Raw genomic sequence first — 12,849 nt, forward strand, 5'->3', positions numbered from 1 at the left:
TATTTTCCGTAAACACTTCCTTGCCTGAACGATCCCCGATAGCTCAATTGGCAGAGCGGGTGACTGTTAATCACTAGGTTGGCGGTTCAAGTCCGTCTCGGGGAGCCAAAAGAAAACAAGCCTTTACAGCTAATCACTGTAAGGGCTTTTTTCGTTGGGCTACCACCACGCCGGAAGAATTCCGTAAAAAGAATACAGCCTGCAACCCATTGGGAATCGCTATTACAACTGGTATACGCAGTGGGGTAAGGTCAATTATAGCAGACCCTGAACATGAAGCGCACGAGGCGAGTCGTGAGTGATAGGACGATGGCGCCTCTGAGGGGAAATATGGCCCTGAAAAATTTTTCAAAGAAGAAACCACAAAGCGCATGCGCAGCAACCTGTGGCAAAACATGGACTATTAGTCGCATCGGCAGGATCGTGCAATGAAAATTTTTCTGTGCATCGCCGCACTAATGCTTTGCGGAGTCTATCTGTCAAAATACGCTTTTGATCGTTCTCCGTTGCGCGGTATGGGACAGAATGGCACGGCTGATATGCCTGTGCTTGTTTCGCGAGCGCGGCCATTCGTCACTTTTGCACCAGCCAGGGATATGAGCTTGATCGCCGATGGGTGGTGCAGCCTGAGTCCAGAAACACGTCTTTCCGTGGCAGGGAACGGTCGGCTGTGGTTTGCCGCTTACAAGAATGGCGTTGGCCTGCTCATCACGGCATTGGCTGAAACTGAAGCCCCGTGGCTCTGGGAGGCGGCCCACCATCCCCCCTTTCCGGTGCTGAGAGGCGGAACAACCCCCTACAAGGGCGAAACATTGCACGAGACGCTGTATACGCTTACCGCCGATGCCGACCCTTTTCACCCTCTGCAAGCCGCTGTCAAAGATACCACCTGCCTTGTGTACCGGGCAAAACTGCTGCTGGACTTCCAGCATCTGCAGGTGATTATTGAATATCATGAGCCTATAACTCAAGAACAAGCACGAGATATAGCCTATGATCTGCCCTATCTGAATGCCTTTCAGGAACGCGGCAGAGCCGCATGCTCCATTGTGCTGCCGGGAAAGAGCAATGAATATGTGCTTCCAAGACGCATTGATAAAATTCCTGTGGCTGACAAAGCCATTTCGCGAATAAAGCTTTCTCGCTGGACAGGTGAAATGCAGCATCTGGGAAGCCTCTAGAGCATTTTCGCATTGAAAACATCCATTTTCAATGCGTCCAAGACGCCCACGTTGGCGCGTAACAGCGCAAATAAATTGCGCTTACGCCTCTGCACTCGTGTAGACACTATCTAGTTCGGAGATGTCGCATAGTGTGACCGCAGTATTGTAGGACAGCCAGTCTTCTGCCAAACGTTGCGCTGGCGGGCAAAACCCGCCAGCGCAAGACACGCGTCTTAAGCCGCCACAGCCTCGTGTTCACTGTCAAAGGGGCGTTCCGGGTGCATGAACCATGTCAGGATGGCCCCCACGCCGCAAATGGACACTGAAATGGAGAACGGCACAACCCAACTGCCGGTGATGTCCACCACAACACCAAAAACGATGGGTGAAATGATGCCCGCCAAACCGAAGCCGAAGTTCATCATGCCGCCGGCAACACCGGCGTAATTTCTGGAGATGTCCATGGGCACCGCCCAGATGGTTCCGCAAATAAGCTCCATTGAGAAGAAAGACAGACAGAGAAGAATGGAGATTGTTGTAATGTCCGAGGTGAAGAGGGTGCCGAGCAGGAAGGATCCCCCCATGCAAAAAGCAACAGCGATAAACAGATTGCGTGCGAGACGCTTTCGGCCGGTTTTCACCAGGATCCGGTCAGAGATCATACCGCCCAATGTGTCGCCGACAACACCAGCCGCCATGGTCAGGCCAGCCAGCAGCGCTGAATTTTTCAGGTTCAGGCCATGAACATTCTGGAAGAACAAGGGGAGCCATGAAATGAACACCCACAGCATCCAGCCGTAACAAAAGTCCACCATGGTCACAGGAAGCATACGTTTGGCCAGCGCGTTAAACGGAATCTTGGACTGCTTGGTCACATGGGATGGGGGAGCCAAACCCTTCAGATCTTCGGCGGTCATGCCAGGATGCTTGTGCGGATCGTCACGGTAAAAAACGTACCACAGAACAGCCCACAACAGCGAAAGTGCGCCGCAAACATAAAAGGCCGCCCGCCAGCCATCCAGCAAAATGAAAAAGGCTACCAGGGGCGGGGCCACGGCACCACCCAACCGGGAGGCGCTGTGGGTTATTCCCTGAATAAAGCCGAACCGGTGCGTGGGGTACCAGTTGCGCATGGCAGCGGTTGCAGCCGAGAAGGTAGGGCCTTCGCCGCACCCCAAGAGGAGACGCGCGATGAACAGGGTAAGCAGGCCGGAAATAAAGCCGGTGTAAATGGTGGACAAGCCCACGATGCAACCGCAGATGAAGAGAGAAAGACGTGCCCCCCACTGCTTGACCATCCACCCGCCCGTAAGTTGGCCAATCAGATAGGGATAGGAAAATGCGGAAAATGCTATGCCGATTTCCGTCGCGTGGAAACCGAATTCTTTCATCATGTCCTTGGCAGAGAGAGATATATTCACTCTGTCAAGATACATAATAAAATAAAGACTGCATAAAAGAATAGTGACGACTACTTTAGGGTTTATCAAATGCTTTTTCTGTACTTCTATTTCTTGTTGTACAACCTGCATATCGTGCCACCTTATACTGCATTTTATCAATGTTACAGCAGTTCCAGACGCTTGATACCCGCAATAAACTTTTCCGTGTATCCTTTACGCATAAAGATATTCTTTATCATGAGCGGATTACATTTGAGAGCGTGCATTCTCAAAATTCAAGATACGTCCGCGTCGGCGCGTAATCGCGCAAATAACTTGCGCTTGCGCCTTTGCGGCGGGCGTCTGCTCATGCAGCCGCCAGAACGCTTTCAAAGTGAAATTGCTCTAATCGGATACAACGGATGTCCCCCCCGGGCACGGTTCACCTTCATCTGGCTCGGCAAAGCATGCGCTTTTGCGCAACCTCGGCCGATGGGCTCCTTTACCAATTGAGGAATTGCCGCCGCTAGAAACAAATTCTTGCTCTGTATATTGCAATGCAAATATGGCATGCATTCGACTTCCCTTTTTGCGTGCTGTGTCCACTCTCAAAACAACCATGCGGCTGCGTAAGCAGCGAAAAGCGCAATTTATTGGCCACGTGGCACGCAGTCAGCCATATTGACTTCGATATTGTTACTTTTTTCACCTCTTAGAGAATTTTTTATGACAGATTTTTTTAATTTACCAATTTACATAGATATTTTTAGGGTCAATATGTTATGTATTATTTTATATAGATATATTAATATTTAATTATTTCATTTGCTTATATATTGTGAATTTTTACTCAAATATTTCACCAAAACCCGGTCCGCACTGCCGGAACATGCGGCTGGCGTGACGACATTTGAAAAAATCGTCGTGGGGTTTTCGCGTCCTAAAGGGAGGCCCTTATCTCGCCCGGCCATGGCGAGGATGCGCCGAAACCCACGGGCATACAGCGATCAGATCCTGGCCTCTCCTTTGCCCATCCTGACTGCGGCGGCTTGCTGAGTCAGGATGGGCAAAGGTTCCTTGGGCGAAGCACCCATTATGCCCGGACATTGTTCGATTTGGCAGTGGTTACACGCCTGAACCGCAAGGGTTCAGTTCAGGCGGCAAACCTTCTGACACGGGCACATTCGTCCCATCTGTCGTCCAACGTCCCGGTGCTTTCGCTTTCAGGAGAGATTGATTCCAATTCGTTCGCCAGGGCCTGTCTTTAAGGTCAGGACAGCTTGAAAGCCTGTCGCAGCAGCGGCCCCACCTGGCTGGGCTTGGCCGCCGTTAGCGCGCCGGCCATCTCCAAGGCTCTGACTTTGCCTTTTACCGTGCCTTTGCCTCCGGTAACGATAGCGCCCGCATGCCCCATCCGTTTGCCCTCCGGTGCGGTGCGCCCGCCGATAAAGGCCACGAGAGGCTTTGTGAATATCTTTGCCTCCATGGCTTCGGCCACCTCTTCTTCCATACTGCCGCCAAGTTCGCCAATGATAACCACAGCTTCAGTTTCCGGGTCAGCTTCGAACATGGGCAAAAGTTCTGCAAAACGGGTCCCGGGGGTGATGTCGCCACCGACGCCTATAAGGGTGCTGACGCCGAACCCCCCTTTCACCACTTCCGCTGTCACTTCGTTTGTAAGCGAGCCGCTGCGAGTCATGACGCCGATGGATCCGCGCTTGTAGACCCGCTCTATCCAAAAAGGTATGCAGCCTGCCATGCCCTTTCCGGGCGAGATTATGCCCGAAGTATTGCCCCCGATGACCATAGCCCCGCAGGAGCGCGCAGCGCTGCGAATTTGCAGGCATTCATGCACGGGAATGCCGTCGGCGATGGTGACGATTTTTTTTATGCCTGCGTCCAGGGCCTCAAAGACTGCGTCCTTGGTAAAGCGGGGCGGTACGAACAGCATGGCCATTTCGGCGGGATGATCCCGCATCCCACGCTTGACGGAATGGAATACGGGCACGCCGTCCACATCCTGTCCTTCCTTGCCCGGCGTGACGCCAAAAACGACCTTGGTGCCCATTTCTTTCATATGCTTGAGCCAGTAGCTGCCTTCTTTGCCGGTGGCGCCCTGAACTTCCACTGTGGTGGTTTCGTCGATAAAAATGCTCATTACTTCACCCTCCCCGCAGCGATGTCCACTGCGCGCTGTACGGCTTCCTCAGTTTCACCAAGGGGGTCCAAGCCAGCCACGCGCAAGGTGTCAAAGGCCTCTTCTTCATTGGTGCCGCGAATGCAGGTCACAATGGGCACATCGGGATTAAGCTCATTTATGGCTTCCACCAGGCCGTTGGCCATAACGTCCGCCCGGGCGATGGTGCCAAAGGTCACTACCAGAATGACCTTGCACTTGTTGCGCAGGCAAAGACGCATGGCTTCACGGGCTTTCTTGTAATTGGGACCACCAAATTCAAGATAGTTGGCCACCGTGCCGCCAGCGTAGTTGATGAGGTCAAATACCGTCGTGGTAAGACCGGCCCCGGCGCACATGAGCGAAATGTCACCGTCAAACTGCAGGTAGGGAATGCCTTCAAGCGCGGCTTCGTATTCGGTATCGCTGTCGAAATGAGCGCGGGTCAGCGGATATTTGCCGTCAAAGTTGCCCATATTGTCGTCAGTGATGAGCTTGCCGTCGCCTGCGACAATCTCGCCGTCGGCGTCCACGAACAGGGGATTGATTTCTGCCAGTTCAGCGCCATATTTGCGAAAGACCTTATAGAGGTTTCGCAGCACTTCGCCGACTTTTTTGGCCAATTCGTCCTGAAGACCAAGGCCAAATGTCACTTCCCGCACGTGGTGCGGCATGAGGCCCCTGTCAATGTCCACATCTACCTTCACCAGTTTTTCCGGTGATTCTTCAGCCAGTTTTTCAATTTCCACGCCGCCTTCAGCGCTGGATATGATGCTGATCTGCGCGGTGACGGGATTAAGGGTTATGGCCAGATACAGCTCCTGCGCAATATCAACCGCCTGTTCCACAAGAATACGAAACACGCCGTGTGGGGAGGCAAAAAGCTCTGCGGCCTTGCCCATGGCTTCGTCTTCGGTTTTGACAACCTGGATAAGCCCAGCCTTGCCACGTCCGCCGCGCAGCACCTGCGATTTAAGAACGCAGGGCAGGCCGATGGCTTTGAGGGCGGTTTGCACTTCGGCAACAGTGGAGCATAATATTCCCTGAGGAATAGGGATGCCGCTCTCTGCAAAAGCTTCCTTTGCCTGGAATTCAAATAATTTCATGGGTGGTTCCCCTTGGGTTTTTGTATGGCACGCGACCGGTATGCTGTCGAAAAGGATGCACCGGCTGCCTATTCCAAAAGAAGCGGCTCTACATATTGTACTTCTTCCAGAACGCGCCCCACATTTCTTCATCCGTAAAAGCCCAAGGTTCTACGGGTTCGTTGACCCAGGTGATGTTCAAAAAATGTTTGAAGTGCACATTTTCCGTGGTGATGTTTCCCCCCCAGGTGCCGCAGCCCAAAGTGGCTGTTGAAGGCATACGGTTGCAGGGGTACCCGCCATTGGCGGCAGCCATTGGCTGACGCACTGTCACACGGCTGGTCGGCATCTCGTTGCCGAGGCGCTCGATATAGTCGCGCTTGAACGTATGGATGCCGCAGGAGTGACCAGGGCCGACACGGCTGGTTAAAATCTTGAGGATATCCACAGCGGCGTCGAAGTCCTTGGCCCGGTAAGCCACCAGCACGGGAGAAATCTTCTCATCCGCAAACTGATCTGTCCGGGGATCTTCAGCACTTTCCACCAGCAACATGGTGGTGTTCTCGGGTACGGATATGCCGGCGCCATTGGCGATAACCAGCGACGATTGGGCAATCACATCGGGGTTAAGAGCCATCTTGCCCTTTTTGTTCAGCTTCCACATGTGCTGTTTGAGAGCGTCCGCTTCCTGAGCAGAGCAGACATGAACATTCATTTCTTTAAAGGCGGCGATGGTCTGATCATACACGGCGTCCACCACAATAATGGCGTTTTCCGAGGAGCAGGAGGTGGCGTAGTCAAAGGTTTTGCTGCTGTGGATTTTCTGCACCGCGTCAGGGATATCAGCGTCTTCCGCCACAATGGCCACAGCATTGCCTGCTCCTACGCCATATGCCGGGGTGCCGCTGGAATAGGCGGCTTTGACCAGGGGCCCGCTGCCTGTGGCAACGATCAGGTCGGATTTGCGCATCAATTCCGCTGTGTCTTCACGCTCGGGCAATTCAATAACCTGAATGAGATCTTCGGGAGCGCCCACCTGCTTCAGGCCGTTACGCATGAATTCTATGGCTTTGGTGGTACATTCCTTGGCCCGGCTGCTGGGTTTGAATATGACCGCGTTGCCGCCCTTGAGAATGGATATGGCCTTGCCGCCCGCGGTGGCTGTGGGATTGGTGGCAGGAAGAATGGCGCATACCACGCCTACCGGCTTGGCGTACTTTGAAATTCCTGTTTCTTCATTGCGCTCAATGCAACCTACGGTCTTTACGCCTTTAATGTCGTGCAGCACGCCGCCAATTTTTCTCTTGTGTTTGACGAATTTGCTTTCAAAATTGCCGTAACCGGTTTCTTCAACGGCCATTTTCGCAAGTATTGCGGCATTGGCATCATTGTACACTTCCCAACCTACAGAAAGACAAACATCGTCTATCTGTTGCTGCGTGTAGCCAGAAAAAGTCTTTTGCGCTTGCTTTGCGGCAGACAAAAGCTCATCGACGCTTTTCATAACCATTTCTCCGGTAGATATTCGCAAACAAGGTGTCCGTACATCGCCATGCCGTATTGAGCTGTTAATATTTTCACATTAGCAACAAGCGGGCCATAGTTGATAACTACGTATAATTATATGATTTTTAAAAATTAGTGCTTAGGTGACATGCGCAAAGTCTGGAATAGTGTATGGGAATTCAGACATGTGTGTCTGGATATATTCTGTGAAATAAGACACATGAAAAAATATGATTTTACTGTGAAATAGATGGTGGGCAATATTTTGTGTTGTAATTAACTATGAATTCATTTTTTGTGATGTAGTAATTAAAATATTTTGATATTATATCATTTATAAAAGTGTATTTATCCGGTAAAAACGAAATATATATCATTGTTTAACAATTTAATTCAATTAATATTCTAAACATAAAAACTAAAATGCATGTAAAACGTCTCAAATGATGCATCAAAATCGGCCCCTCTTTAGTTATTTTTTTCACATAACAGAGTAAATTCATTTAACATACTGACATAATTTACTATTTTTGATGTCTGCGTGTTGGATTACTTTGTGCATAAGCAGGGTATTCAGACCAGCACCATACAGGCTGACAACTACAATTGCCGTATTGCGCTGCCGGCGTCGCACCAGTTTGCGTGCGTCGATCCGTATCGGTGCAGGTCACGCACTTTTTTTTCAAGGAGAATATGCCAATGCCCAAGATGACGCCCAGTGAGGCCATGACGGAAGTTCTGGTTCAGGAAGGAGTAAACCATGTCAGCGGCATTCTCGGCTCCGCATTTATGGACATGCTGGATTTGTTTCCCGCAGCGGGGATCGACTTTATTTCAGTGCGCCATGAGCAGACTGCCGGGCATATGGAAGACGCCTACAGCCGTCTTACCGGCAGGGCCGGCGTGGTTATCGGCCAGAACGGCCCCGGCATCACCAACTATGTGACGGCTGTGGCCACGGCCAACATGGCGCATTCGCCCATGGTGGTTCTTTCGCCCAGTGCGGGCAGCATTTCCGTCGGTTGGGACGGCTTCCAAGAATGCGACACGTGGAATCTGTTTAAACCCATCACCAAGGCCTCCCTGCGCGTGCCTCACCCCAAGCGCGCGGCCGACATCGTACGCACGGCCTTCCGCATTGCCTACGCCGAACGCGGCCCGGTGCTTGTGGACATCCCGCGCGACTATTTTTACGGCGAGCTGGATGAAGACATTCTGCATCCCTCGCAGTACCGCGTGGCCCCCGGCGGCATCGGCAATCCCGAACATTTCGCGGCCGCCGTGGAAGTGCTGAAGAACGCCAAAAACCCGGTGATCATCTCCGGGCGCGGCGTGGTGGATTCGGGCTGCGTTGCCACCATCAAGGCCATGGCCGAATACCTTGGCGCGCCTGTGGCGACCACCTATCTGCACAACGACGCCTTCCCCTGCGACCATCCGCTGTGGACCGGCCCCATAGGCTACATGGGCTCCAAGGCCGCCATGCGCATCCTGCAGAAGGCCGACGTCATCCTGGCCGTGGGCACCAGGCTGTCCTACTTCGGCACCCTGCCGCAGTACGACATCAACTACTTCCCCAAGACCGCCAAGATCGTGCAGATCGACATCAACCCGCGTCATATCGCCAAGACGCACCCCGTGGCAGTGGGCCTGTGCGCCGACGCCAAGGACGCCTCCGAAGAACTGTTCGCGCGGCTGCGTCAGGCCGTGCCCGCCAAGACCGACCTGACCTATGTGCATAATATGGTGACGGACGAGCTGAACGGCTGGTATCAGGAAATCGCCCTTATCGCCGACGAACCCGTGGAAGCCGGACGCATGCATCCGCGCAAGGCTCTTGAAGTGGTGGGCAAGTTCATCACCGACAACGACGCCATCGCCACCACGGATATCGGCAACACGTCCTCCACGGCCAACAGCTACCTGCGCTTCAAGAATCCCAAGCGCCATGTGGCCACGCTGACCTTCGGCAACACGGGCTTTGCCTATCAGGCCGCTCTGGGCGCGCAGCTTGCCTGCCCTGAAGACCTGACGGTAGCCATTGTGGGCGACGGCGCATGGGGCATGAGCCTTTTTGAAGTGCCCACCGCCTGCCAGTACAATCTGCCCGTCATCGCCACCGTGTATAACAACGGGGCCTGGTGCGCAGAAAAGAAAAACCAGGTGGACTTCTACAACAACCGCTTTGTGGGCGCGGACATCTGGTCCAAGTCCTATGCCAAGATAGCCGAGGCCATGGGCGCCGACGGTTACACGGTCAACACGCAGAAGGATCTGGCCGAAGCTCTTGAAGCGGCCAAGAAGAACCGACGCCCTGCGGTTATTGAAGTAATGACTGACGGTACGCGGCTTGCCCCCCCCTTCCGCAGAGACGCGCTGGCCCTACCGACCAGATATCTGCCGAAGTACGAGCATCTCGACAAAAAGAACTTCTAAAGGAGTTTTGCTATGAGATTGTCGCGTAGCGGTGGGGAAAACCCACCTAAGCCAATCTCGCGAGCCTTGCTGCGTGTTGCTTCGCAAGGCCAGAGCATTTCATCTGCATAGACAATTTGAATGTTGAAATGCTCTAGCCACCTCGCGGCCGGAAGATTCTTACTCCACTCCTCCACCATGCCGTCATCCTGGTTTGCCGCCAGGGTGGCGGCATGACTAGGTAGATAGCGCCGCCCGGCCTCAACAACAGCAAGGTTACGGAAAGAAATCGTAACGGCTTCTTCGTGTTGCGTTGCAGATCCGCAAAAAACCCGGCTACACAATATCCGCATGTTGCTGCGGCAGAAAGACATCATCTTTTTTCAGGGCTTTTGCATTGTTCCAGGATTCATTCAGATTTATTCAATGATTGCTGATGCATTTTTTTTAATGTACATTAGGGCATCTTCATTTAAACCAATCGCTCATGCATGGCGCGGTCAGCCTTGGCAACCCACAAAGGAACCATGATGCCCCCCAATTCTTCCCTATTTGATCAGAGAGAACAGTTTTATGAACTGATCCTCAACAGCCTGACAACCGGCATATATGTGTGTGACAATAACTATGTGGTAAAGTTTATCAATCAGGCCTACGCCGACTACCTCGGTCTGCCGCGTGAGCAGATTATGGGACGACCCATCACGGATTTTATTCCTGACAGTCGCGCTCCTTTTGTAACCAGCACCGGGCAGTCGGAAATGGGCAACATCAGAAAATTCAAGGGCAAAGACGGCGAAAGAATGATCGTAGTCAATCGCCAGCCGTTTGAATACGCTCCCGACACCATCGGCATGCTTTCTCAGACTCTTTTCAGCACGCGCGGCGAGTTCGACGCGGTAATGAAAAGAATTGAATACCTTGACAAAAAAGTTGCTTCTTACGAGCGGCGCATACGAAGCGCCCTTTCCCCAAACTATACATTGCAATCCATCATTGGCGAAAGCGATACCATCCAGCGCTTCAAGGAATACCTGGTGCGTTTTGCCCAAACCAATGCGCCGGTGCTGATTCTTGGAGCCACGGGTTCTGGAAAGGAGTTGGCGGCCAGCGCATTACACTGCGAAAGCGAACGCCGTGAAGGCCCCTTTGTGAGCATCAACTGCGCCGCCATACCCAAGGAGCTTTTTGAATCGGAGCTGTTCGGTTATGCGCCAGGGGCCTTTTCGGGCGCGCACAAGGACGGCAAGGTAGGACAGCTTGAGCTGGCCCACCAAGGCACGCTTTTTCTGGATGAAATCGGAGACACCCCGCTTCCTGTACAAGCCAAGCTGCTGCGCGTACTGGAAAACAGCACCCTTTGCAGAGTTGGTTCAACCCTGCAGCGTTCTGTGAATTTTCGCCTGCTTGCAGCCACCAACCGTGACCTCAAGGCAATGATCGCCGAGGGCAGTTTTCGCGAGGATTTGTACTATCGACTTAGCCCGCTGAGGCTCGTTGTGCCGTCATTGCATCAGCGAAAGGAAGATATTCCCCTGTTAGTCCGCCATATGCTAGAGCGCATGGACAGGCAGGACGCGAAAATTTCAAAAAGCGCGATGCAGGCGCTTTTGAAGTATTACTGGCCCGGCAATATTCGCGAACTACGCAACGTGCTGACTTCCGCCCTGAGTCTTTGCCGTAACGACACCATCAACCTTGAGGACTTGCCGCCGGAAGTTCTTTCAGACTTCGGAAAATTGGCCGTGGAACCAATGGAACCCCATCATGACAAGCTTTCCCCGGCGGCGCAGCTTCCCGATTCGCCGCTCCAAAATACCAAATCCAAAAAAAACACAAATCTTGCCGCCATGCTGGCCGACAACGAACTGCACTTGATAGTGTCGGCTCTTAACCAGTATGATTGGAATGTGGCCAAGGCAGCAAGAAGTTTAGGTATTTCTCGTGCAACGCTTTATGAGAAATTTAAAAAATACGGTATTTCGCGCAATAATTACGATAGCTAGGCGCAACCATGCATAAGGCGTGGAGGGGTGCTCCTCAAAAAGCCGTTCTGCAAAACAAAACCCATCAGGTTTTCAGGGCTTCTGCGTGCGCCGCTTTGCCTTGTCCGCCTGATGGGATGCTTTTATTGGGGCAGGCTTTGCCCGAACCACAGGGAAAAGCTAGCGCTGGCCGATCACATCCAGAAAAACCAGAGGCACACTGCCGCTGTTTTTAAGAGCATGAGAATCGCCGGGGCGGGCGATGGTGATGTCGCCGCCTTTCACCGGGGTTTCCTTACCCGCGCTGTCGGTAAATACGCCCTCGCCGGAAACGATGATGTAGGCGTCCTCATTGTTTTCATGCTTGTGCATGCCAATGGAAGCACCTGGCTGCAGGGTCATCCAGCCGATTTCCCTGATGACCATATCCTTGGTTGCGTCGTTGCGGGTAAAGCCGAACTGGCCGAACAGCGTACCCTGACCGCCAGCCACATTGTCGCGGTTCCAGGTTTTCAGATTATCCTTGGGGTAGAGCTGCGGCTCCCCCGCAAGGGCTGTTCCGACAAACATCAGTGAGCACAGCGCTACGGCAAAAAACATCTTTTTCATAGTCACACTCCGGTTACATGGATACTTTTCGTAAAGTCACATAACACAATGGAATCATATGGAATAAAGCCTGTCGATGCATAGGCGGCACGTTGATGTCGGCGACACGACTATATGCCCGCACAAACCTATCCGCAAGTGAAGGATACCCACAGGTTGCGCATCCGAATACTGTTCTTGGGGCAAGGCCCCTTGAGCCCTGCGCATGCTTGGTGCATACGCAAAAGCCTCTACGCCCTGCTCCATGTGCAAACATTGCGGAGCGGTTGCATACTTATGCAGCAAGCCCGTTCCATGTTGCAAAAAAAATTCACATAAGGAAGCTGCACTCCTAATGCCCAAGCCCTGAGCATACGCAAAACATTATGAGCAATGTCATTCTGACAGGAAAGCGCCCCACGGGAAAGCTGCATATCGGACACTTCTCCGGATCGCTCAACCAGCACGTTTTCTGCAAGATTTTGGGAAATTTGATGAAATCTACATCATGCTGGCCGATGCACAGGCCCTGACCGACAATGCCGACTA

9 protein-coding genes and 1 tRNA gene are annotated in these 12,849 nt (G+C 52.6%); 4 read left to right on the forward strand and 6 right to left on the reverse strand.

Annotation, left to right across the window (positions count from 1 at the left end; translation table 11 throughout):
• Positions 1–32 precede the first annotated feature (32 nt).
• Both DESU86_RS02110 and DESU86_RS02115 read left to right on the forward strand, forming a co-directional pair.
• A tRNA-Asn gene (locus DESU86_RS02110) sits at positions 33–108 on the forward strand.
• A 320-nt stretch (positions 109–428) separates the two neighbouring features.
• Positions 429–1,181, forward strand: coding sequence for a DUF4851 domain-containing protein (locus tag DESU86_RS02115; protein ID WP_179979538.1), 753 nt, complete (start codon positions 429–431; stop codon positions 1,179–1,181).
• A 215-nt stretch (positions 1,182–1,396) separates the two neighbouring features.
• On the opposite strand, the gene DESU86_RS02120 is transcribed toward DESU86_RS02115, so the two are convergent.
• From DESU86_RS02120 to DESU86_RS02135, 4 genes are all read right to left on the reverse strand, one after another.
• Positions 1,397–2,695: an MFS transporter gene (locus DESU86_RS02120; RefSeq protein WP_179979539.1), complete on the reverse strand. Its 1,299-nt coding sequence runs from the start codon at positions 2,693–2,695 to the stop codon at positions 1,397–1,399.
• Positions 2,696–3,815: 1,120 nt separating this feature from the next.
• Positions 3,816–4,703: a succinate--CoA ligase subunit alpha gene (locus tag DESU86_RS02125; RefSeq protein WP_179979540.1), complete on the reverse strand. Its 888-nt coding sequence runs from the start codon at positions 4,701–4,703 to the stop codon at positions 3,816–3,818.
• Positions 4,703–5,827, reverse strand: coding sequence for an ATP-grasp domain-containing protein (locus tag DESU86_RS02130; RefSeq protein ID WP_179979541.1), 1,125 nt, complete (start codon positions 5,825–5,827; stop codon positions 4,703–4,705). Before DESU86_RS02130 ends, DESU86_RS02125 begins: the two co-directional genes overlap by 1 nt.
• Positions 5,828–5,915: 88 nt before the next feature.
• The gene (locus DESU86_RS02135; protein ID WP_179979542.1) at positions 5,916–7,310 is read right to left on the reverse strand and encodes an aldehyde dehydrogenase family protein; all 1,395 of its coding nucleotides are present in this window, start codon (positions 7,308–7,310) and stop codon (positions 5,916–5,918) included.
• A 701-nt stretch (positions 7,311–8,011) separates the two neighbouring features.
• Between DESU86_RS02135 and xsc the strand changes: the two genes are divergently transcribed.
• Positions 8,012–9,748 carry a sulfoacetaldehyde acetyltransferase gene (xsc, locus tag DESU86_RS02140; protein ID WP_179979543.1) on the forward strand — a complete coding sequence of 579 codons (1,737 nt, stop codon included), beginning with the start codon at positions 8,012–8,014 and terminating at the stop codon, positions 9,746–9,748.
• Here xsc and DESU86_RS02145 read toward each other — a convergent pair.
• Positions 9,745–10,104 (reverse strand): hypothetical protein, encoded by a 360-nt coding sequence (locus DESU86_RS02145; protein ID WP_179979544.1) that lies wholly within the window; start codon positions 10,102–10,104, stop codon positions 9,745–9,747. The genes xsc and DESU86_RS02145 overlap by 4 nt on opposite strands.
• A 150-nt stretch (positions 10,105–10,254) precedes the next feature.
• On the opposite strand from DESU86_RS02145, the gene DESU86_RS02150 reads away from it, so the two are divergent.
• Positions 10,255–11,733, forward strand: coding sequence for a sigma-54 interaction domain-containing protein (locus DESU86_RS02150; RefSeq protein WP_232088229.1), 1,479 nt, complete (start codon positions 10,255–10,257; stop codon positions 11,731–11,733).
• A 159-nt stretch (positions 11,734–11,892) separates the two neighbouring features.
• On the opposite strand, the gene DESU86_RS02155 is transcribed toward DESU86_RS02150, so the two are convergent.
• Positions 11,893–12,321, reverse strand: coding sequence for a cupin domain-containing protein (locus DESU86_RS02155; protein WP_179979545.1), 429 nt, complete (start codon positions 12,319–12,321; stop codon positions 11,893–11,895).
• Positions 12,322–12,849 lie beyond the last annotated feature (528 nt).

The sequence above is a fragment of the Desulfovibrio sp. 86 genome (assembly GCF_902702915.1).
Lineage (GTDB): Bacteria > Desulfobacterota > Desulfovibrionia > Desulfovibrionales > Desulfovibrionaceae > Desulfovibrio.